21 protein-coding genes and 1 tRNA gene are annotated in these 20222 nt (G+C 66.9%); 12 read left to right on the forward strand and 10 right to left on the reverse strand.

The genetic code is table 11. The features are described from left to right. Positions 1-79 precede the first annotated feature (79 nt). From FIV34_RS16900 to FIV34_RS16915, 4 genes are all read right to left on the reverse strand, one after another. Complete coding sequence (locus tag FIV34_RS16900; RefSeq protein WP_139984691.1) at positions 80-2758, reverse strand: M1 family metallopeptidase; 2679 nt, start codon at positions 2756-2758, stop codon at positions 80-82. A gap of 96 nt (positions 2759-2854) precedes the next feature. Continuing rightward, the gene (locus tag FIV34_RS16905) at positions 2855-3214 is read right to left on the reverse strand and encodes a DUF1428 domain-containing protein (RefSeq protein WP_139984692.1); all 360 of its coding nucleotides are present in this window, start codon (positions 3212-3214) and stop codon (positions 2855-2857) included. A gap of 85 nt (positions 3215-3299) precedes the next feature. Continuing rightward, the gene (locus FIV34_RS16910) at positions 3300-3842 is read right to left on the reverse strand and encodes a carboxymuconolactone decarboxylase family protein (RefSeq protein ID WP_139984693.1); all 543 of its coding nucleotides are present in this window, start codon (positions 3840-3842) and stop codon (positions 3300-3302) included. A 177-nt stretch (positions 3843-4019) separates the two neighbouring features. Continuing rightward, the gene (locus FIV34_RS16915; protein ID WP_139984694.1) at positions 4020-4568 is read right to left on the reverse strand and encodes a peroxiredoxin; all 549 of its coding nucleotides are present in this window, start codon (positions 4566-4568) and stop codon (positions 4020-4022) included. Positions 4569-4726: 158 nt separating this feature from the next. Here FIV34_RS16915 and oxyR point away from each other — a divergent pair, with 158 nt between their 5' ends. Further along, positions 4727-5686 carry a DNA-binding transcriptional regulator OxyR gene (oxyR, locus tag FIV34_RS16920; protein WP_139984695.1) on the forward strand — a complete coding sequence of 320 codons (960 nt, stop codon included), beginning with the start codon at positions 4727-4729 and terminating at the stop codon, positions 5684-5686. A 12-nt stretch (positions 5687-5698) separates the two neighbouring features. Next, a complete protein-coding gene (locus tag FIV34_RS16925) occupies positions 5699-6310 on the forward strand; it encodes a hypothetical protein (RefSeq protein ID WP_139984696.1) in 612 nt (203 codons plus the stop codon). Here the strand turns inward: FIV34_RS16925 and FIV34_RS16930 are convergent. Next, a complete protein-coding gene (locus tag FIV34_RS16930) occupies positions 6304-6822 on the reverse strand; it encodes an adenine phosphoribosyltransferase (RefSeq protein WP_139984697.1) in 519 nt (172 codons plus the stop codon). The two genes, FIV34_RS16925 and FIV34_RS16930, sit on opposite strands and share 7 nt — an antisense overlap. A gap of 26 nt (positions 6823-6848) precedes the next feature. Beyond that, positions 6849-7118 (reverse strand): putative signal transducing protein, encoded by a 270-nt coding sequence (locus FIV34_RS16935; protein WP_139984698.1) that lies wholly within the window; start codon positions 7116-7118, stop codon positions 6849-6851. Between the two features lie 100 nt (positions 7119-7218). Here FIV34_RS16935 and FIV34_RS16940 point away from each other — a divergent pair, with 100 nt between their 5' ends. The 10 genes from FIV34_RS16940 (at position 7219) to FIV34_RS16985 (ending at position 17345) form a co-directional block, all read left to right on the forward strand. Next, positions 7219-8946 carry a glutamine--tRNA ligase/YqeY domain fusion protein gene (locus FIV34_RS16940; protein WP_139984699.1) on the forward strand — a complete coding sequence of 576 codons (1728 nt, stop codon included), beginning with the start codon at positions 7219-7221 and terminating at the stop codon, positions 8944-8946. After that, complete coding sequence (locus tag FIV34_RS16945; protein ID WP_139984700.1) at positions 8946-9503, forward strand: nucleoside deaminase; 558 nt, start codon at positions 8946-8948, stop codon at positions 9501-9503. Before FIV34_RS16940 ends, FIV34_RS16945 begins: the two co-directional genes overlap by 1 nt. Position 9504: 1 nt before the next feature. Beyond that, positions 9505-10215: a TVP38/TMEM64 family protein gene (locus FIV34_RS16950; RefSeq protein ID WP_246058660.1), complete on the forward strand. Its 711-nt coding sequence runs from the start codon at positions 9505-9507 to the stop codon at positions 10213-10215. A gap of 73 nt (positions 10216-10288) precedes the next feature. Next, positions 10289-12199, forward strand: a complete 1911-nt coding sequence (locus tag FIV34_RS16955) for an ATP-binding response regulator (RefSeq protein WP_139984702.1) — start codon at positions 10289-10291, stop codon at positions 12197-12199. Between the two features lie 87 nt (positions 12200-12286). Then, the gene (locus FIV34_RS16960; protein ID WP_139984703.1) at positions 12287-12997 is read left to right on the forward strand and encodes a LuxR C-terminal-related transcriptional regulator; all 711 of its coding nucleotides are present in this window, start codon (positions 12287-12289) and stop codon (positions 12995-12997) included. A gap of 97 nt (positions 12998-13094) precedes the next feature. Beyond that, positions 13095-14129, forward strand: coding sequence for a phosphate/phosphite/phosphonate ABC transporter substrate-binding protein (phnD, locus tag FIV34_RS16965; RefSeq protein ID WP_139984704.1), 1035 nt, complete (start codon positions 13095-13097; stop codon positions 14127-14129). An 81-nt stretch (positions 14130-14210) separates the two neighbouring features. Next, positions 14211-15620 carry a sensor histidine kinase gene (locus FIV34_RS16970; RefSeq protein WP_139984705.1) on the forward strand — a complete coding sequence of 470 codons (1410 nt, stop codon included), beginning with the start codon at positions 14211-14213 and terminating at the stop codon, positions 15618-15620. Between the two features lie 82 nt (positions 15621-15702). Next, complete coding sequence (locus FIV34_RS16975) at positions 15703-16647, forward strand: VTT domain-containing protein (RefSeq protein WP_170207646.1); 945 nt, start codon at positions 15703-15705, stop codon at positions 16645-16647. Positions 16648-16711: 64 nt separating this feature from the next. After that, a tRNA-Lys gene (locus FIV34_RS16980) sits at positions 16712-16787 on the forward strand. Between the two features lie 126 nt (positions 16788-16913). Continuing rightward, complete coding sequence (locus tag FIV34_RS16985) at positions 16914-17345, forward strand: hypothetical protein (protein WP_139984707.1); 432 nt, start codon at positions 16914-16916, stop codon at positions 17343-17345. A 25-nt stretch (positions 17346-17370) separates the two neighbouring features. Here FIV34_RS16985 and queC read toward each other — a convergent pair whose 3' ends face one another. The 4 genes from queC to pal all read right to left on the reverse strand — a co-directional run bounded on the left by queC (position 17371) and on the right by pal (position 20125). Beyond that, a complete protein-coding gene (gene queC, locus FIV34_RS16990; RefSeq protein WP_139984708.1) occupies positions 17371-18054 on the reverse strand; it encodes a 7-cyano-7-deazaguanine synthase QueC in 684 nt (227 codons plus the stop codon). A 17-nt stretch (positions 18055-18071) separates the two neighbouring features. After that, a complete protein-coding gene (gene queE, locus FIV34_RS16995; protein ID WP_139984709.1) occupies positions 18072-18764 on the reverse strand; it encodes a 7-carboxy-7-deazaguanine synthase QueE in 693 nt (230 codons plus the stop codon). A gap of 3 nt (positions 18765-18767) precedes the next feature. Beyond that, positions 18768-19535, reverse strand: coding sequence for a tol-pal system protein YbgF (ybgF, locus tag FIV34_RS17000; protein ID WP_425462897.1), 768 nt, complete (start codon positions 19533-19535; stop codon positions 18768-18770). 80 nt (positions 19536-19615) lie between these two features. Next, positions 19616-20125: a peptidoglycan-associated lipoprotein Pal gene (gene pal, locus FIV34_RS17005; protein WP_139984711.1), complete on the reverse strand. Its 510-nt coding sequence runs from the start codon at positions 20123-20125 to the stop codon at positions 19616-19618. Between the last annotated feature and the right edge of the window lie 97 nt (positions 20126-20222).

The following is a 20222-nucleotide window of genomic DNA, read 5'->3' on the forward strand; positions in this document are numbered from 1 at the left end:
CACCCCACCCGCCCGTAATCGCGGCACAAAAAGGCCGGGCAGCGAACTGCCCGGCCTTGGTCTGCTTTAACGTCGACGATTACTTGATCGTCTTCGCGTCCTGCTTGTCCTTCAGTGCGGAGCACAGGAGGATCGACTCGCTGGTCTGCGCGAGGCCGCGTTCGGCACCGCTCACCTGGCCGAGGCGGGGCTTGAAGAACTCGCTGAGGCGGTCAGCCTCGGCCTTCGAGCAACCACCCTGCGCGGCGAGCGACGGCAGCTTGCCGCCGGCGAAGCTACCCGTGCGGGCGATGATCTTGTCGTAGTTCGTGGTGAACCACTGCCACAGCTCATCACGCGACTTCTCGTTGTCGCGGCCACCCATCAGCACCATCGCCATCTCGCCGACCTTCACGTCCTTGCCCAGGGCAAAGTCGCGGGCCTTGTTGGCGAGTGCGGCGTTCGGCGCATCGCCGAGTGCCGCAAGCATCGCGTTGCGCTTGGCCGGGTCCGAAGTCTTCGGGATTTCGGCGATCAGCGCATCGACGGCCGGGGCACCACGTTCCTGCACGGCCACGCCGAGGGCGGTGGCGAGCAGGTCCGGGTCGGCGGCGTCGAGGTCGAGGTGGCCGTCCTTCGTCTTCAGCGCGGCGTCGCCCTGCGCGAGCATTTCGGCACGCACATCCTTATCGGCGATGTCCTTGTCGGCAAGGAAGCCCACGAGCACGTTGCGGGTCAGGGTGTCGTTGTCCTTCTCACCGGCCTTCTTGCGGAAGCCCAGCGAGGCCAGCTTCGGCTTGTAGGCATCGATGGCCCACTTGCGCAGCACGGCGCGCTGGGCGTCCGTGGTGGCGACGTGGTCGACGATCCAGGTGAACGTACCCATCGGCGCGGTGAACACTTCGCGGGTGTTCGACGCGGTGACCGGCTTCAGCGCGGCCAGCGTGTCACCGGCGTTGATGTCGCCATGCTGGAAGCCCGCGCGCACGGCATCGGCGTAAGCCAGCTGCTCGGCGTCGCTCAGCCTGGAGACCACCTTGGCGAGGTTGGCGAGGTCCGCCTTGCTCTGCGCGAAGCGGTAGTAACCGCGGCCGCTGGCATTCGGCATCACCCAGGTGTTCTTCGCGGCGCCGTCGAGGACGATGCTGCCCTCGGCCGCGCTGAAGATTTCGCACTTCACCTTGTCGCCGCCGGCCACGCCGTAGCGCACGCACATCGGCACGCCCCACACGCGGTTCGCGTCACCGGTGCTGCCCAGCGGCAGGTAACGGCTCTGCTTCACGTGCAGCACGGTCTTGCCGTCTTCGGTCTTCACTTCGGTGGTGACGTACGGCACGCCGGACTGGTCGAGGAAGCTGTTGAACGCCTTCTTGAACTGCTCGCCCTGGCCCGCGGCTTCGGCGATCGAATCGACGAGGTCGTCAGCGGTGGCGTTGGCGAACTTGTGCTTCTGGATGTACGCGCGCATGCCCTTCTGGAACACCGGCTCGGACACGTAGCCTTCGAACATGCCCAGCACCGCGGCACCCTTCTGGTAGGTGATGCCGTCGAACGCGGTTTCGATGTCGCCGTTGCCGGTGATTTCCTGGCGGATCTTGCGGGCGCTGACCAGGCTGTCGTTATTCATCGCACCCTGGGCACCGCGGACGCGGTCCAGGTCGGCGCGGTATTCCGGATGCACCTTCTGGGTGACCTTCTGCTGCATCCACGTCGCGAAGGCTTCGTTGAGCCACAGGTCGTTCCACCACGCCATGGTGACGGTGTCGCCGGTCCACTGGTGGGCCAGCTCATGCGCATTGACGTTGAACGAGCCACGCACGTAGTTGGCGGCCGAATCCGGATCGATCAGCAGCAGCCAGTCGCGGAAGGTGACCAGGCCCGCGTTTTCCATGGCGCCCGCGCTGAAGTCCGGCGCGGCCAGCAGGTCGAGCTTGTCGAACGGATAGCCGAAACCGTAGTACTCCTCGAGCGTGTGGATGATCGAGTTGGTTTCGCCCAGCACGTGCTGCATGCGGTGGCCTTCGCCCTTGGCGGCGATGCCGCGCAGCGGGGTGGCCGTGGTGCGGAATTCGGTCGGGCTGATGTCCGGGCCCTTCACCACGTCCCACGGGCCGACGGCGAACGCGACCAGGTAGGTCGGCAGCGGCTTGGTCGTGGAGAAGGTCAGGGTCTTCCAGCCAGCGCCGGCCTTCTCTTCCTTCACCTGCGCGGTGTTGGCCACGCCCTGGTCGTCGGCCGGGATGGTGAGGCTCAGGTCGTAGGTGGTCTTGAAGCGCGGCTCGTCGAAGCCCGGGAACGCGTAGCGGGCCGACACCGGCTCCATCTGCGTCATGGCGTACGGGACGCCTTCGTGCGAGACCTTGTACAGGCCCTGCAGCTGCTTGTTCAGCGGCGCGGCGAAGTCGATGGCGACGGTGATCTCGCCCTCGAGCTTCGCGCCGAGGTCGAGGCGGGCGACGCCTTCCTTCTCGGCGGCAACGGTGTACTTACCGGTGTGCTTCTTGCCGGCGGCGTCGGTGACGACCACCTTGGAGACCTTCAGCTCCTTGCCGTGGATCCAGACAAAGTCGGACGGCTGGGTGAGCTTGATCTTGATGGACGCCGAGCCGGTGTAGTCCTCCTGCTTGGGGTCGACCTTGAAGGCCAGCTTGTAGCTTTCCGGCTGGGCCCAGTCCGGGAGGTGGCCGAGCGGCGGCGCGGCGTCCGTGCCGGCGGCGAGCGCGACGCCACAGCAGGCGGCGAGCGCGGTGAGAACAAGGGGACGGACGAGACGACGCATGTGGGTGGGACTCCCTGTGGATAATCCCGCCCATCCTGAGGAGAGGGGTGACTTCCGACCCAGTGCCAGAAGGCACCCCGTCCTCGCTGCGCCGCGTCACGCCTCGACGATGGGCTTGAAGCCGCCCCAGAACATCCGCTTGCCGTCGAAGGGCATGTTCTTCGCGTCCATGTACTTCGCAAGTCGCGGATCTTCCATCACTTTGTTCATGATGCGGTCGCGCTCGCGGCGGTTTTTGTAGACGATCCAGGAGAACACCACGACTTCGCCCGGCTTGAGCTTCACGGCCTGCGGGAACGAGGTGACCTTGCCTGGCTTGACGTCATCGGCCACGCACTCGGTGTAGGCGAGTGCCCCGTGGTCCATCCAGACTTTCGCCCCCACCCGGGCCATTTTTTTGTAGTCGCCCAGGCGGGCTTCGGGAACCGGCATGACGAAACCATCGACATAGCTCATGGCACACCCTCCGCGTGTTGGTGGGCGGAGGATGTGCCAACGGTCCGAAAGACCGCGTTAAGCGATTGACGCGCTACGAAAAATCTCAGCCCGCAGCATCAGCCTGTTCGAGCACGACGGCCACGGCGTGGATCACCGAGGCAATGCGCACCGCGCTCTGGATGCCCTGCACGCTGACACCGCCGTCGCGCAGCACCTTGTCGTGCGAGTCGATGCACATGCCGCAACCGTTCACCGCGGACACCGCGAGCGAGACGAGCTCGAAGTCGTTCTTGGCATCGCCCTTGTAGGCGCCGATGACGTTCATGCGCAGCTTCGCCGGCATGGTTTCGTACTCGGGGTGCGACACCAGGTGCTGGAAGCGGTAATAGATGTTGTTCATGCCCATGATCGCGGCCGAACCCTTGGCGGCGGTCAGCTGTTCGGCCGTGGCGTGCTCGGCGGCGAACGCGGCAACGGCCTCGGTCAGCGGCTTGTAGCGGGCGGACACGGCGGAACCCAGCGCGATCATGGCGATCTGCGCCTTGTTGAGGCCCGGCGCACCGGCTTCGCTCAGCACGGAGTCGAGGTTGAGCTTCAGGTCCTTGGCGTACTCGGGAAGCTGGCTGCGAAGATCGGCGAGGCTCATCGGTGACTCCTGGTCAAAGGTAAGAGGCGTGGGAATAAGGCGCGGAATGGCTCGGCGCAGGGGCGCCGGTTCACGCGGGGAGTGCCGGACGGCACCCCGGGAGAGGTATCGATGCAGGGTGCCCGCGCCGCGCGGGGAGGGAGCGTTTGCGGCGCGGGACTTTTGACTGCTTGAAGCTTAGGCGACCTTGAGGGTCTCTTCGCCGGCCTTCCAGTTGCAGGCGCACAGCTCGTCGGTCTGCAGGGCGTCGAGGACGCGCAGCACTTCGTCCGGGTTACGGCCCACCGAACCGGCGGTGACGTAGGCGAACTGGATTTCGCCGTTCGGATCGACCAGGAAGGTGGCGCGCTGGGCGACGCCGTCGTTGGTCAGGATGCCGAGAGCCGTGGTCAGCTCCTTCTTGATGTCCGCGAGCATCGGGAACTTGAGGTCCTTCAGGTCGGCGTGGTCCATGCGCCACGCGCGGTGGACGAACTCGCTGTCGGTCGAGGCGGCCAGGATCTGGCAGTCACGATCGGCGAACTGCTCGTTCAGGTCGCTGAAACCCTTGATCTCGGTCGGGCACACGAAGGTGAAGTCCTTCGGGTAGAAAAACACGAGCTTCCACTTACCCTCGTACGACTTGTCGGAGATCGTGGTGAACGCGTCTTCGATCTTGTTGGCCAGCGGGCCGCCGTCGACGGCCAGGAGGTTGAATTCGGGGAACTTATCGCCAATGGTCAGCATGGATCGACTCTCCAGAGTGAGGGTTGGGTGTACAGGGGTTGCCCGCCTGGGGAAGCGAGCGATGGGAGAAGACTACAGGGGGGTCGGGTATATCTCAAATCGATTGTAGACATGGATGTGATAGCCTAGAACTATCGAAATGCCTCTCGAGCCGTCCCATGAACCTTCGAGATCTCTCCTATCTGGTCGCCCTGGCGGAGCACCGCCACTTCGGGCGCGCCGCCGAGGCCAGCTTCGTCAGCCAGCCCACCCTCTCCACCCAGATCCGCAAGCTCGAAGACGAGCTCGGCGTGGCCCTGGTGGAGCGCACCCCGCGCAAGGTGCTGCTGACCGAAACCGGCCGCGAGATCGCCCGCCGTGCCCGCGGGGTGCTTTCGCAGGTGGATGAAATCAAGGCCATCGCCCAACGCACCCGCGATCCGGAGTCGGGCACGATCCGCCTGGGCATCTTCCCCACCCTCGGCCCGTACCTGCTGCCCCACGTGATTCCCGCCCTGCGCGAGCGCTTCCCCCGGCTGGAGCTGCTGCTGCGCGAAGAGAAGACCGAGCAGATCCTGCACATGCTGCGCGAGGGCACGCTCGACGCCGGCATCCTCGCCCTGCCCGTCCACGACGATTCCCTGCACACCGAGTTCCTGTTCGAGGAGCCGTTCGTGCTGGCCGTGCCCAGTGGCCACCCGCTCGCCCACCATGGCCGCCTGCGCATGGAAGACCTGGCCGAACAGAACCTGCTCCTGCTCGAAGACGGCCACTGCCTGCGCGACCAGGCGCTGGAGGTCTGCCACATGGCCGGCGCCGGGGAGAAGTCCGGATTCCGGGCCACCAGCCTGGAGACCCTGCGCCAGATGGTCTCGGCCAACGTGGGCATCACCCTGCTGCCCACGCTGGCGGTGAAGCCGCCCGTGGCCCAGTCGGGCAATGTCCACCTGATCGAGTTCGAGGAACCGGCGCCGAGCCGCCGCATCGCCATGCTCTGGCGGAAAAGCTCCGCGATGACCCCCTTCTTCGAGGCCCTCGCTTCGGTGATGCGCGACGTGCCGGCGGAACTTTTCAGCGCCCGCGGCTGCGCCACCGGTCAACCGGGCAGGCCCTCGGACGTTGCCCTCACCACCCCCTGACGGTTTTTCCTGATGCGTTCATGGCTTGTCGTCCTGCTGCTCGTCCTGTGCAGCCTGGGTGGCTACAACTGGTGGCGGCACAGGCCGGTGCACGATGCGCCGGGCATTGTCGCGGGCGACGTGCCCGACCAGGTGGACATCCGCGGCGGCACCGAGCTGGCCCGCGGCCACTTCAAGCTGGAGCCCCGGGCGAAGTTCTCGATGAGCGGCCGGGTGCTGTCGCGCGAGGACTACCAGCTGGATGACCTGGCCCCGATCGCACCGACCGACCTGGCCATGGGCTGGGGCCGGATGTCCGATTCCGCGGTGCTGGACAAGATCCGTATCTCGCAGTCGAACCGCTTCTACTTCTGGTACACCGAGAAATTCCCGATCCCGCGCCACGAGATCGAGGATTCCAGCGCCAACATGCACATGATCCCGGCCAACGACACCGCGGCGCGCCAGCTGCGCGACGTGCGCCAGGGCGAGGTGGTCCACTTCGAGGGCTTCCTCGTCGACGTGAAGCGCGACGACGGCTGGCACTGGGACACCTCACTCACCCGCGAAGACACCGGCGCAGGTGGTTGCGAGATCGTGCTGGTCGAAAGTATTTCCGAAGAGAAACCGGTCGCTGCTCAGTAGCTGACCAGCGCGTGCAGCGGGGCGTCGCTGACCCAGCGCGCCCGCCCGTCCAGGCCACGCAGCTCGATGGCCACGCTGGCACCGACCACCTCGGCACCCAGCCGCTCGACCAGGCGGCGGCCGGCATCCAGCGTACCGCCCGTGGCCAGCACGTCGTCGACGATGAGCACGCGCTCGCCCGGCTTCAGCGCCTCGGTGCCGATTTCCAGGCGATCCAGCCCGTACTCCAGGCCGTAGTCCATGCCCACCACCGGCGGCGGCAGCTTGCCGGCCTTGCGCAGGGGCACGAAGCCCGCGTTGAGCGACTGCGCCATGGCGGCGCCGAAGATGAAGCCGCGTGATTCGATGCCGCACACGGCACCTATGCCCTTGCCGCGCCACGGGTCGCACAGCGCCCGGATGCATTCGGCGAAGGCGTTGGCATCCGCCAGCAGCGGCGTGATGTCCTTGAACATGATGCCCGGGCGCGGGAAGTCCGGCACGTCGCGGACGAGGTCGTAAATGGCCTGCATGGGTTTTCCTGGTGCAATACCGGCGGTCAGGCCGGCAGGATTCCGGCGTCGAAATCACCCTCGGTGGCGGCCGCGCGGGCCTCGGCCAGCCGGGCGTCCACGGCGCGCACGATACCCTCGGCGGCGTCCACCGCGGCATCGGGCACCATCACCGAGACGATGCCCATGGCCGGCAGCTCGCCGATGGCGCCGATGAGGTATTCGCCGGAAACGAAAGCGGGGATCTCGGCCTGTTCCAGCGCATCACGCACGAGGTGGGCGTCGATAAGGCTCTGGGCGTGGTAGACGATCCGCATGCTGGCAAGCTACCCGGCCCACGGCTCCACGGCAAGCATCGGGCGCGCAGGGGAGGTAAACTTCGACGTTTGCGCCGCACCCACAGCCGAGCCGCCCCCGATGTCGACCGAAACGCCCCTCCTGCAGCAGCACTTCATCCGCCAGATCGTCCGTGACGACCTGGCCTCCGGCAAGCACACGGTGATCCATACGCGCTTCCCGCCGGAGCCGAACGGCTACCTGCACCTGGGGCATGCCAAGTCCATCTGCCTGAACTTCGGCCTGGCCAGTGAGTTCGCGGGCACCTGCAACCTGCGCTTCGACGACACCAACCCGTCGAAGGAAGACGTCGAGTACGTCGACGCGATCCAGCGCGACGTGAAGTGGCTGGGCTTCGAGTGGGCCGAACTGCGCCACGCCTCGGATTACTTCGAGGTGTTCTACCAGGCAGCGCTGAAGCTGATCCGCCTGGGCGTGGCCTACGTGGACGACCTCTCGGCCGACGAAGTGCGCGAGTACCGCGGTACGCTGACCGAGCCGGGCCGCAACTCGCCGTACCGCGACCGTTCCGTGGAAGAAAACCTGGATCTCTTCCAGCGCATGCGCGCCGGTGAATTCGCCGACGGCAGCAAGACCGTGCGCGCGAAGATGGACATGGCCTCGGGCAACATCAACCTGCGCGACCCGGCGCTGTACCGCATCCGCAAGGTGCACCACCAGAACACCGGTGACGCGTGGCCGATCTACCCGATGTACGACTTCGCGCATTCGCTGTCGGACGCGGTCGAAGGCATCACGCATTCGCTGTGCACGCTGGAATTCGAAGACCACCGCCCGTTGTACGACTGGTGCGTGGACCAGGTGGACCTCGTCAACGACCCGGCGCTGTGGCAGTCGCTGGTCGCCGCCGGCCTGCCGACGGCGCCGAGCAAGCCGCGCCAGATCGAGTTCTCGCGAGGCAACCTCAACTACACGGTGATGAGCAAGCGCAAGCTGATCACGCTGGTGTCGGAAAACCTGGTGGACGGCTGGGATGATCCGCGCATGCCGACCATCGCCGGCGTGCGCCGCCGCGGCTTTACCCCGGCCGGCATCCGCCTGTTCTGGGAGCGCATCGGCGTCAGCAAGCAGAACAGCACCATCGACATGAGCGTGCTCGAAGGCTGCGTGCGCGAAGACCTGGACGCGAAGGCGCCGCGTCGCCTGGCGGTGATCGACCCGGTCAAGCTGGTGATCACCAACCTGCCGGCGGACCACGCGGAAACGCTCACCTTCCCGAACCATCCGAAGGACGAGAGCTTCGGCTCGCGCAGCGTGCCGTTCTCGCCCGCCCTGTGGATCGAGCGCGAGGATTTCGCCGAGGTGCCGCCGAAGGGCTTCCACCGCCTGAAGCCGGAAGGCGAAGTGCGCCTGCGCGGCGTGGGCATCGTCCGTTGCGACGAGGTGGTGAAGAACGACGCCGGCGATGTCGTCGAACTGCGCTGCACGCTCGACCTCGAGTCGCGCAGCGGCATGCCCGGTGCGGACCGCAAGGTGAAGGGCACCATCCACTGGGTGAGCGCGCGTGACGCCGTGCCGGCCGTGGTGCGCCTGTACGACCGCCTGTTCGACGTGACCGACCCGGACGACGATACCGACGGCAAGACGTACAAGGATCACATCAACCCGGACTCGCGCCGCGTGGTGCACGGTTTCGTGGAGCCGGCCGCTGCCGGTGCCGCGCGCGAAGACCGCGTGCAGTTCGAGCGCCTCGGATTCTTCGTGGCCGACATGCACGACCACACGCACGACGCACCGGTGTTCAACCGCGTGGTGACGCTGCGTGATTCGTGGGCGAAGCAGGCCTGATGTTGTACGCACAGGTCCATCTCACCCTGCCCGCCTGGGTGCACGACTTTGTCGACACCGCGGCGTCGTACGAAAGCGACGAGGCGAAGGTCGGCCTCGCGATCCGCCTGTCCGGGCATAACGTCGACAGCGCCACCGGCGGCCCGTTCGGCGCCGTGGTGTTCGACGGTGGCCATCGCATCGTCGCCGTCGGCGTGAACCGCGTGGTACCGCACAGCTGCTCGGTCGCGCACGCCGAAATGATGGCGTACATGCTGGCCCAGCAGCGCACGCAGCGTTTCCGCCTGAACGAAGACGGCAGCCACATCACGCTGGCGACGAGTTCGCAGCCGTGCTGCCAGTGTTATGGCGCCACCGTGTGGGCCGGCGTGGACACGCTGCTGATTGGCGCCCGCTCCAGCGACGTGGAAGAACTCACCGCGTTCGACGAAGGCCCGCTGCCCGCCGACTGGATGGGTGAACTGGAGCGGCGCGGCATCGCCGTGCGTCGTGACATCCTGCGCGATGATGCGCGCGTTGTACTGCGCCGTTATGGCGAAAGCGGCGCCACCTACTGAGGTGCCCGCCCGCGGCCGGCGCGCGTGGCGCGCCGTGCTGCCGCTCGTGTTGATGGTCGCCCTGGGCGTGGCCGCCGTGGGCAGCGGCGTTCTCGACACCGTCGATGCCTCGCACCTGGTCAGGGGCGAGGGCTCGCTCGACGCCTTCATCGGCGCCCACCCCCTCCTTTCACGGCTTGCCTTCACGGGCCTGCTCGCCGTGGCCATTGCAACGGGGGTGCCGGGCACCATCATGCTCGTGCTGGCCGGTGGCCTGCTGTTTGGCACGGTGGAAAGCACCCTGCTCGGTCCGGTCGCGCTCGTGGCCGGCTCGCTGGCCCTGTATGCGGCCAGCCGGCGGGCCTTCTCGGCCGGCACGCGCCAGCCACCTGCCTTCGCCGCCCGGCTCCGCGAGCGCTACCTGCGCCACCCTGTCCGGCACACCTTCGCCCTGCGCTTCGTCCCCGTCGTGCCGCTCGGCGCCATGACCATCGCCCTGGCCTGGCTGCGCTGCCCGCTGTGGCTGTTCGTCGCCGCCACATGGGTGGGCGGTACCGTGTCCATCGCCGTGGAGAGCGCGATCGGGGCAGGCCTGGGCGACACCCTTGGCCGTGGGCCCATGACCGCGGCCAGCCTGGCCAACGCCCGGCTGCTGGTGCCACTGGCCCTGTTCCTGGTGATCGCCGCCGCGCCACCGCTGCTGAAGGCATGGCGTGAACGCCGTGGCGGCTGACGCCCGTCCGCTGAATCTGCGCTAGGCTAATGGCTCGCGCCGGCCTGGGGGCCGGCCGCGCCAGGGGACAGGCATGCGCGACGGTTCGGCTTCATGGCTCGAAAAGGTGTGGCGCCGCACGTCACTCGTGCAGCGACTCACCTGCGTGGCCCTGGCGCCCACCGCGATCAGCGCGGTGCTGCTGGTGACCCTGCTCACCCGCCACCAGATGGACACCCTGCACGAGATGGGCCGCTCCACGGCGGACGCCATCGCCCAACAGGCCGCCACCGTTTCCGGCGACGCCCTGCGCAGCGAGCAGCGCCGTGAGCTGGGCCGCATCGCGCAATCCATCGTGCAGCTGCCCCAGGTATCGCGCGTGCGCATTTCAGACCGCGATGGCGAGATCCTCGCCGACCGGGTGAACGGCGCCGTGGAAGACGACGACAACCTCACCGTGTCGCGCGACGTGCTCGACCCGGTCAGCCGGCGCGTCGTCGGCTCGGTCACCGTGGACGTGAGCGTCGAAGACGCCATGGCCGCCCAGCGCGCCAGCATGCACAACGCCTTTATCTGGCTTGCCCTGAGCCTGTTCATCGCCATCATGATCGGCTGGTCCGCCGCACGCTGGATGAGCGCACCCCTGCGCAACCTGGCCATCGCCGTGCGCCAGCTCGGCCTGGGTGATCGCACCGTCGTGGTCCCGGTCACGGACGACACGGAAATCGGCGACCTGCAGCGTGGCTTCAACGGCGCGGCGTCGAAGCTCCTTCATGCGCAGATCGGCATGGAGCGCGAGATCGCGACGGCCACCGATGAACTGGCTCGCAAGAATGCCGCCCTCGAGGCGGCCAGCGTCGCCAAGGCCCGCTTCCTGGCAGCCGCCTCGCACGACCTGCGCCAGCCGCTCTATGCGCTGACGCTGTTCTCCTCGGGCCTGGCCGTGGACGAGTTCGACCCGGTACGGCTGAACCGCATCGCGCACATCCAGGAATGCGTTGAATCGCTGGATCACCTGTTCAGCGAACTGCTGGATCTGTCGCGACTGGATACGGGCGGCATGAAACCCGCCCCGCGCGACATCGCCATGGACGACGTGTTCGAGGAAGTGAGCGTGAACTTCCGCATGGTGGCCGAGCAGCACGACCTGCGCCTGGTGGTCCGCACCACCGGCGTCTGGGTGCGCACCGACCGCACCATGCTGGCGCGCATCCTCAACAACCTCGTCAGCAACGCCCTGCGCTATACCCGCTGCGGCGGCGTCCTGGTGGGTGCGCGGCGCTGCGGCGACGGCAACGTGCGCATCGACGTATGGGATACCGGCCTGGGCATCGCCCGCGAGCACGTGCCGCACATCTTCGATGAGTTCTACCGGGTGGAAAGCGGCCCGGAAGCCGGGCGGCCGGAAGGCACCCGCCGCGGCCTCGGCCTCGGCCTGTCCACGGTCCAGCGCCTGGCCGTCCTGCTCGGCACCAAGGCCACCGTCACCTCGAAACCCGGCAAGGGCAGCGTCTTTTCCATCGTCCTGCCGGAGGTCCAGCCCAATCCTGTGCCCGAGGCGCTCCCGGCACCCACGCCCGACGCGGGCATCCCCCGCGACGTGGCGGGCATGCGCGTGCTGGTGATCGACGACGAGCCCAGCATCCTCGCCGGCATCAGCTACCTGCTGGGCAGCTGGGGCTGCGAGGTGATGACGGCCGAGGACGCCCAGCAGGCCATGGAAGCGGTGCACCTGTGGATGCAGCCGCCCGACCTGGTCATCTCGGACCTGCGACTGCGCGAAGGCACGGGCCTGGACGTCCTGGCCCTGCTCGACCGCTACTACCGGCGTCGCCCGGGCGACCCGCCGCCGTTCGCCCGCGTATTGATCACCGGGGAAACCCGCAGCGACTACCTTTCCAGCGTGGATACGGCCACCACGCAGGTCCTGTACAAGCCGGTATCCCCCGAACGCCTCCACGATGTAATGGTTTCTGCGTGGTCTGTCCATCATGCACCCGTCTGAGGCGAATGGCCTGCTTGCCGCCGGGTGCCGGGAGGGCTATGGTCCTTGGAACGGGGAAGCTCGCGGCAGTGCGGGCGGAGGAGTGGCATGCGAGTTCTGATCGCGGACGATCATCGTCTGATCATCGAGGGCGTGAAGCTGAAGCTTCGCGAGCTTGGCGACCACGTCGAGTTCGTTGAAGCTGAAACGGTGGCGCAGTTGCGCCATCAACTGCTGCAAAAGCCGCTTCCGGATGTGGCCCTCATCGATATGGCCATGCCCGGCGCCGATGGTGTCGAGCACATCAAGGACGCCGTTGCCGCGCTGAAGGATTCCACCCGTGACGAGGCGATCGACGGCCAGGAGTTCGTCGACCGCGCCCGTCCCGTCATCGTGCTTTCCGGCACCGAGGACCCCACGGCCATCCGGCACGTGCTGGACCTGGGCGTACAGGGCTATATCCCGAAATCCTCGCCACCCGACGTCATCCTCAATGCGGTGCGCCTGGTCGTTGGCGGCGGCATTTATGTGCCGCCGGAAGCCATGAAAGCGGCATCGGCCACCACGCTGACGCCGGCCTTCGCCATGGCGGGCAGTGGTGACGGGCTCAGCACGAAGGAGCGGCTGGCGACGGTGCTCACCGACCGCCAGATCGACGTGCTCAAGCTGCTGGCCAAGGGCCGGCCGAACAAGCTGATCGCCCGCGAACTGGGCATCAGCGAGGGGACGGTAAAGATCCACCTGGCGGCGATCTTCCGCGCGTTGCATGTACGCAACCGCCTGGAAGCCCTCGTCGCCGCGCAGCACCTCGGGGACTGACACAGGACACAGTTTTGGCCTGGCGGCGGCGTAAGCTGGCGCCGGGCAGGCAGGGAGCGCCGGGGGACGATTCGTCACACGACGCGAAGGCGGCCGCATGCAGGCAGGCAGGGCAGGCACGACCCGGGTGCGCCACCGTGGCTGGCTCCTTGGCGGGCTGCTGGCACTGGCTGGCCTCATCCCCTCCATGGCCGGCGCCGCCGGCACCGACATCGACCCGAACGCCCCGCTCACCTTCGGCATCCTGCCGATCGGCGGCCCCGCGGAATCCCTCGAAGCCTGGCGGCCCATGCTGGACGACCTGCATGCGGCGCTGGGGCGCCCCGTGCGGGCGGTCTCCGTCGCCACCTACGAGGGCATTGCCCAGGCGATCAGTGAGCAGCGCGTCGATATCGCCTTCCTGTCGGGCCGACTCGCCCTGGACGCGGTGGTCGGCCAGAACATGCAGGTGATCGGCCAGCTCACCCGGGGCGACGGCTCGCGCGGCTATTACGCCGTCGTCCTCACCGCCACGGATTCCAAGATCACCAGCCTCAACCAGATGTTCAGCCGTCCCGGCCAGTGGCGCTTCGCGCGCGGCGAAGCGCTTTCCGTGTCCGGCTACCTGGTACCGGAGACCCAGCTGTTCGCCGCCCGGGGCGTGGATTCGGACACGTTCTTCGCCAAGGTGCACGTCGACAACCACCAGAACAACGCGCTGGCGGTTGCCAACGGCGAGGCGGACGTGGCCACCAACAACACGGCCGACCTGGAGCGTTTCCAGCAGCATTTCCCGGAGCAGTACGCCCGCCTGCGCGTGCTGTGGAAGTCGTCGCTTATCCCGCACGCGGTGATCGTCATCCGCAATGACCTCCCCGCCCCGCTGAGGGACAAGGTCGCGGCGTTCATCACCGGGTATGGCAAGGGCAAGGATGGCGCCCGCGAGGAAGCCAACCTGAAGCTGATCCACGATATCAGCGGCTTCGCACCGGCCACGAATGCCTGCCTGGTACCCTTCGCGGATATCGAGTACTCGCTGGAGAAACGCCGCGCCACGACGGCGCAATGGGTGAGCGAAAACGCGCGCGAAGCACGCTTCAAGAAGATCGAGGCCGACCACGACACCTTGCTGGCGCGCCTGCGCGGTAAATAAGGCATAGGCCATAAGGCCTAAGCCGCCGGGCTTAGCTCCCCTTGTCTATCGCGCAAAAGGCGGTGGTTTCATAGATTCGTCATGAGATTAGCCCAAGGCCTGTCCATGATCGCGTCGTATTCCACGCAAGGCCGGTCGCCAGCGAGCGAGCGCCAGGTCCGCAAGGGCCTGTTGCCGATGGTGGCGGTTGCGCTGGCGCTGGCAGGCACCCTGGGCGTCATGCACCTGCGCGGCATCACCGAGGAGGCACGCGGGGTAGCGCGCATCCAGGCCGTGCGGCTGTCAGGTTCGATCGCGGCGAATGCAGGAGATGATGCGATTCGTGATGCGCTTTCGCGCACGCTATCGCGTAGCTCGCCAACCGACCGCGTCATCCTCCATCGCAACGAGGGTACCGACCTCGTGGTCGACAGCGGGCGACCGACGCCTGCGGGCCACCTTATCCATGTGCGTGTCGCCACGCCGCTGGGTGAGCTCGAAACCATTTCGGATACCTCCGCTTTGCGCGAGCGCCGGGTCGCCGCGGCCCTGATGACGCTGCTGCTCGGCGCGGGTATTCTTGCGGTGTACCTCGCCAGCAAACGCCTCATGGCGCGCGAGCTCATCGATGCCGTCGACACGGTAAAGACACGTATTGATACGGAGCTGCGCGCGCGCACGGATCGCGGGCTGGGCGACACCGAATCACTCGAGCTGGCGGTGGGCCGCCTGCTCGGCGAGTTGCGCGATCTTCGCGGACGCCACGATGCCGCGCTGGCCGATGCGTTCCGCCAGCGCATGCAGGAAATGGCCCGGCAAACGCGGTTCATCGAACAGCTTGGCGACCACTTCCGCCAGCCGTTGCAGGCGCTGTCACTCTTTGTCGGCGGCATGCAGCCCGGCGACGACCTGCGCCAGCGTGCCGTGCAGGGGCAGATGCGTACCAACGTCACCCGGCTCAACGAACTCCTCGATGGCCTGCTCGATCTGGCCCGCTTCGACGCCGGCGCCATTGAACCGGTAAGCAACGAATTGATCGCGGCCGACCTGTTCGTTCGCGAGCGTGATGCCATCGCCAACGACGCGGACCGGCTCAGCGTGACTATCCACTGGCGCGGCGGCCGCCTGCCCGTGCGCAGCGACCCCGGGTTGCTGTCGGAGCTCATCCATCGCCTGGTGGCCAATGCAGTGATCAGCACCCCGCACGGCCGCGTCCTCGTGGCCATGCGCCGGCGCGGCAGCGCCGTACGGCTGGAGGTGCGCGACAACGGCATGGGGCTGGAACCCCGACAGCAGGAACGCCTCTTCGATGACTTCACCCGCCTGCCCGGACACCCCGGCTACGGCCTGGGGCTGGCCGTGGCCCGGCGCATTGCGGACCTGCTGGGCGGCAGCATCGGCGTGCGCTCGAGCCCCGGGCGGGGCACCCTTTTCTGGGTGCAGCTCGAGGGCGCGGCAGTGAGCCCGGCACCCCGCGTCGCCAGCCTGCTCAGTCACCCTACGGCCATCTAAAAACGAGGGCTGGGCCCCTGTCCGCGGCGCGGCGACAGGCGTACGATTGCGCCACTGAAAAAGTGCATCCGAGGGTATGGTCGTGGCGAGCGTCAACTGGTCGGACACCGCGCCCGTGGTGGCATTTCTTGGCGTGTTCGCCGGCGCCATGGGGCTACCCGTCCCGGCCATGCCCACGCTAATCGTGGTCGGCAGCACGCTGGTGGTGGCGCGCGACCCCGTGCTGATCATGGTGACCTTCCTCAGCGCGCTGGCCGGCGCCTTCGCCGGCGATACCGCCTGGTTCCTCACCGGGCGCCGTTACGGCTATCGCGTGCTGGACGGGCTCTGTCGCATTTCCCTCTCGCCGGACACCTGCGTGCGCCGGGCCAGCGGCTTTTTCGAGAAGCGTGGCGTGAAGCTGCTGCTGGTGTCGCGCTTCATCCCTGGCCTTTCCCTGGTCGCCATCCCCATTGCCGGCGCGGGTGACACGCGCTTCAGCCGCTTCACGGTTTACGACCTGGCCGGCGCGGCCTTGTGGATCGCGGTGGGCCTGTCGGCGGGTATGTTGTTCTACCGGCAGATCGACGACGTGCTGTCCTTCCTGCGGCAGTTCGGACTGGGCCTGGCCACGCTGGCCGCGATCGCCCTGGTTCTCTGGATCACCTTCCGCTACATCCGCCGCACCCTGCTGATCGCCCGCCTGCGCAAGAGCCGCATCTCGGTGGATGAACTGGCGGTGCTGCTGGCGAACGACCCGGGCGCGCTGATCGTCGACGTCCGCAGCGTCTCCAACCGCCGCGACGACCCTTACGTCATCCCGGGGTCGCGACTGTTCGACCTGACCTCGGCGAGCGACGACCTGTCGACCCTGCCTCGTGATACCGCCGTCATCATCTATTGCTCGTGCCCCAACGAAGTGTCGGCCGCCAAGGTGGCGGAGCGCCTGACCAAGCTGGGTTTCGCCAACGTCCACCCACTCACCGGCGGTATCTCGGCCTGGCGCGACGCCGGCCGGGACGTCGAAGCCATCGTCTTCGCCACCTGAATGGCGCGGCGTTTGGGTTGTGCCGCCCCCGCCCGGGCACTAAACTAGGCGGCTACGTGCGCATGGGTCGTTAGCTCAGTTGGTAGAGCAGCGGACTTTTAATCCGTAGGTCGCCGGTTCGAATCCGGCACGACCCACCATCGCGCCGTCTTCCTTCCGGTTCTCCTACGCTACGCATCGGCTTTCGCTGATACGGATTGAGCGCAAATCTCAATTCGCGAACGCAGGCACCCCGCTAGAGTGACCTTCCCGCACCGGAGGTCAACATGCATCCCGTAGAACCCCTCTACCTCGCGCGCCAGCAAGGCGTATCGCCGTCGCTCGAAGCCATCCTCGCGAAGCTCGCAACGCGCGACGAACTGCAGGCGCTCTCGACCAAAGTCGACACCAGGATGGCGCGGCTCGATGAGCGCATGGACCGGTTCGATGAGCGGATGGATCGGTTCGAGGAACGCATGGACCGTTTCGAAGAACGCATGGACCGTTTCGAAGGGCGGTTTACCCGCCTCGAAGAATCCATCGTGGAACTCACGCGCACGGTCACGCGTCTTGACGAACGCGTGCAGCATAGCGCTCCGCGCACGTGGATTCTTGGCGGCGTCGTTAGCGTGTTGCTGTCCGTGCTGGGCGCCGTGTGCTGGCTCGCCCAGCCTTACGTTACGACGCTGATGCGTCTCGCGGCTGCTTCGGGCGTGTAACCAGGAAGGGGCTCGCGCGACGTCCTCAGACGTAGTGCGTCGGATCCGGCACGCCTGCTTTCGCGAAGCCTTCCGCACGCAGGCGGCAGGCATCGCAATGGCCACAGGCGCGGCCCTGCGCATCGGCCTGGTAGCAGCTGACGGTTTCGCTGAAATCGACGCCGAGACGCATGCCTTCACGGACGATGTCGCCCTTCCCCATCGCCATGAGCGGCGCGTGGATGCGAATGCCGGCACCTTCGACGCCCGCCTTGGTCGCGACGTTCGCGAGTGCCTGGAAGGCGTCGATGAAGGCGGGGCGGCAATCCGGATACCCCGAGTAGTCCACGGCGTTGACGCCGCAGAAAATATCCGTGGAGCCGAGTACTTCGGCCCAGCCCAGGGCAATGGACAGCATGATGGTGTTGCGCGCCGGCACGTAGGTCACCGGGATGCCTTCGCCGCCGTCTTCCGGCACGTCGATGTCCGCGGTGAGCGCCGAGCCGCCGATGCTGCGCAGGTCGACGACGACAGTCTTGTGCTCGACGGCGCCCAGCAGCTTCGAGACGCGCTCGGAGGCTTCGAGTTCGGAGCTGTGGCGCTGGCCATAGGCCACGCTGAGCGCATGCACGTCGAAGCCCTGCTCACGGGCCATCGCGATCGTCACGGCGGAATCCATGCCGCCCGATACGAGGATGACGGCCTTGCGGGAGGGGGTCGAAGCGTTCATGCGGTTACCTTGGAAAATTAATGGCCGACGGCGTCGTTCCACAGCAGCTTGTGCAGCTGCAGCTGGAAGCGCACCGGCAGGCGGTCAGCGAGGATCCATTCGGCGAGCTCGCGCGGCTCGACGTTGCCCCACACCGGGGAGAACAGCACCATCGCCTTGCTGTCGATCGCGTGCTCGCGCACCGCGTCGCGCGACCATTCGAAGTCGCCCCGGCTGGCGATGACGAACTTCACCTGGTCGTGCGGCAGGAGGTGGTCGAGGTTGGACCAGAGGTTGCGCGCGCTCTCGCCTGAATCGGGTGCCTTGAGGTCCATGACCTTGCGCACGCGGGGGTCGACGTTCGACACATCGAGCGCGCCAGAGGTCTCGAGTGACACCTCAAATCCCGCGTCGCACAGCTTGCGCAGGAGAATCAGGCAGCGCTTCTGCGCCAGCGGCTCGCCGCCGGTGACGCAGACATGCCTGGCGCCATAGCTGGCCACCTGCTCGACGATGGCGTCGATGTCGTGCCACTGGCCACCGTGGAACGAGTACTCCGTGTCGCACCAGACGCAGCGCAACGGGCAGCCGGTAAGGCGCACGAACACGGTGGGCCAGCCGATGGCGTCGGCCTCACCCTGGACGGAGTGGAAGATTTCGGTGAGCCGCAGGCGCTCCCGGACGGGCGCGGCCGGCGGAACATCCGCCGGAATTGCGGTGCTACCGTTCATGGCTTAGTTGGCCGTCTGGCGCTGCAGGCGGCGCAGGCGTTCCTGTGCGAGGCCTGCGGCCTTCGTGCCCGGATACTTCGTCATCACCTGCTTCAGCGTGGCGATGGCGGCGTCCTGCTGCTTCAGCTCAATCTGGCAATAACCCACCTTGAGCAGGCCATCGGAGACCTTGTCGCTCTGCGGGTAGTTCTTCACCAGGCGCTGGAAGGCCTCGATGGCCACCGGGTAATTCATGGTCACGTAGTACGACTCGCCCAGCCAGTAATAGGCATTGGGGGCGAGCGGGCTTTCCGGGTACTTCACGAGGAAGTCGCGGAAGCCGCGCGAGGCGGTGACGTAGTCGCCGGCGCGCAGCGATTTGAACGCGGCGTCGTACGCGGCCTGCTCGGCCGGTGAGGCGGCGCCCGGGTTGTTGCCACCCGTGCTGGCGGCCGGTGCCGGGCCAGCGTTTTGCGGCGGCGCACCAGCGGCGGCGGGCGCCTGCGGGGGCGGCGTCGGGTTGGCGGCAACGGCCGGCTGGCCGGCGGGCGCGCCACCCTTTTCAAGACGGCTCAGGCGCGAATCCATATCCGCGTACTGGGCCTTCTGGGAATCCTGGAGTTGCTGGTTCTGGTGCTGCAGCTCTTCAATCTGCCCCTGGAGCTGGGCGAGCTGCTGCTGCAGGTCGTTGACCTGGTTCACCAGCGAGGTGTTGCCGGCGCTCGCCTGGTTCTGCTGCTCGAGCCGCGACACACGGTCGGCAAGGCTGAGGCGGTCCTGGGCGGGGGCCATGGAAGCAAAAAGCGTGGCGGACGCAATTGCGCCCGCCACGCCAAGCCTGGCCGTAAAACGTTTAGCCAGAGCCTTCTTCATTACTTCGCGGTGTAGACGATCTCAACGCGACGGTTCTTGGCCCAGCAGTCTTCGTTGTGCTCTTTGCACACCGGCTTTTCCTTGCCGTACGAGGTCACGTTGACCTGGCCAGCCGAACCACCAGCCGCCTGGAGGGCGCTGGAGACGGCATTGCCGCGGCGCTCGCCGAGGCCCAGGTTGTACTCGCGGGTGCCGCGCTCGTCGGTGTTGCCCTCAAGGGACATGGCCGACTGCGGACGATCCTGCAGGTACTTGGCGTGGCAAGCGATGATCTGCTGGAATTCCGGCTTCACGTCGTTCTTGTCGAAATCGAAGTACACGACGCGCTGACGGAGGCAGGCATCGGTATCGAGGTCAGACGGCTGGTACTTGCCATCGTTGGTCGGGGCCGGGGCCGAAGCGACCGGCTGCTGTTCCGGCATCGGAGCCGGCTTGGTGTTCTTCTTCGAGCACGCGGCTGCACCCACGCAGAGCAGGGCAGCCAGGGTGACGGTAACGGTCTTATTCATGGGACGTTCCTTCAACAGTTGAGTTCCGACAGTCGATTTACGGTTTCGGGACAGACACCGCCGGTTGTCCGGCTGTTTTTCTACTTGCTTCCACGTT

The organism is Luteibacter pinisoli (genome assembly GCF_006385595.1).
Lineage (GTDB): Bacteria > Pseudomonadota > Gammaproteobacteria > Xanthomonadales > Rhodanobacteraceae > Luteibacter > Luteibacter pinisoli.

What these genes read in the sequence shown, in the direction of transcription:
- FIV34_RS16905 (WP_139984692.1), bottom strand. Translation starts at nt 3,214, where the DNA reads ATGAGCTATGTCGATGGTTTCGTCATGCCGGTTCCCGAAGCCCGCCTG.
- FIV34_RS16930 (WP_139984697.1), bottom strand. Translation starts at nt 6,822, where the DNA reads ATGCAGGCCATTTACGACCTCGTCCGCGACGTGCCGGACTTCCCGCGC.
- phnD (WP_139984704.1), top strand. Translation starts at nt 13,095, where the DNA reads ATGCAGGCAGGCAGGGCAGGCACGACCCGGGTGCGCCACCGTGGCTGG.
- FIV34_RS16960 (WP_139984703.1), top strand. Translation starts at nt 12,287, where the DNA reads ATGCGAGTTCTGATCGCGGACGATCATCGTCTGATCATCGAGGGCGTG.
- oxyR (WP_139984695.1), top strand. Translation starts at nt 4,727, where the DNA reads ATGAACCTTCGAGATCTCTCCTATCTGGTCGCCCTGGCGGAGCACCGC.
- FIV34_RS16925 (WP_139984696.1), top strand. Translation starts at nt 5,699, where the DNA reads ATGCGTTCATGGCTTGTCGTCCTGCTGCTCGTCCTGTGCAGCCTGGGT.
- queE (WP_139984709.1), bottom strand. Translation starts at nt 18,764, where the DNA reads ATGAACGGTAGCACCGCAATTCCGGCGGATGTTCCGCCGGCCGCGCCC.
- FIV34_RS16940 (WP_139984699.1), top strand. Translation starts at nt 7,219, where the DNA reads ATGTCGACCGAAACGCCCCTCCTGCAGCAGCACTTCATCCGCCAGATC.
- FIV34_RS16935 (WP_139984698.1), bottom strand. Translation starts at nt 7,118, where the DNA reads ATGCGGATCGTCTACCACGCCCAGAGCCTTATCGACGCCCACCTCGTG.
- FIV34_RS16955 (WP_139984702.1), top strand. Translation starts at nt 10,289, where the DNA reads ATGCGCGACGGTTCGGCTTCATGGCTCGAAAAGGTGTGGCGCCGCACG.
- pal (WP_139984711.1), bottom strand. Translation starts at nt 20,125, where the DNA reads ATGAATAAGACCGTTACCGTCACCCTGGCTGCCCTGCTCTGCGTGGGT.
- FIV34_RS16945 (WP_139984700.1), top strand. Translation starts at nt 8,946, where the DNA reads ATGTTGTACGCACAGGTCCATCTCACCCTGCCCGCCTGGGTGCACGAC.
- FIV34_RS16985 (WP_139984707.1), top strand. Translation starts at nt 16,914, where the DNA reads ATGCATCCCGTAGAACCCCTCTACCTCGCGCGCCAGCAAGGCGTATCG.
- FIV34_RS16910 (WP_139984693.1), bottom strand. Translation starts at nt 3,842, where the DNA reads ATGAGCCTCGCCGATCTTCGCAGCCAGCTTCCCGAGTACGCCAAGGAC.
- FIV34_RS16970 (WP_139984705.1), top strand. Translation starts at nt 14,211, where the DNA reads ATGAGATTAGCCCAAGGCCTGTCCATGATCGCGTCGTATTCCACGCAA.
- queC (WP_139984708.1), bottom strand. Translation starts at nt 18,054, where the DNA reads ATGAACGCTTCGACCCCCTCCCGCAAGGCCGTCATCCTCGTATCGGGC.
- ybgF (WP_425462897.1), bottom strand. Translation starts at nt 19,535, where the DNA reads ATGGCCCCCGCCCAGGACCGCCTCAGCCTTGCCGACCGTGTGTCGCGG.
- FIV34_RS16915 (WP_139984694.1), bottom strand. Translation starts at nt 4,568, where the DNA reads ATGCTGACCATTGGCGATAAGTTCCCCGAATTCAACCTCCTGGCCGTC.
- FIV34_RS16900 (WP_139984691.1), bottom strand. Translation starts at nt 2,758, where the DNA reads ATGCGTCGTCTCGTCCGTCCCCTTGTTCTCACCGCGCTCGCCGCCTGC.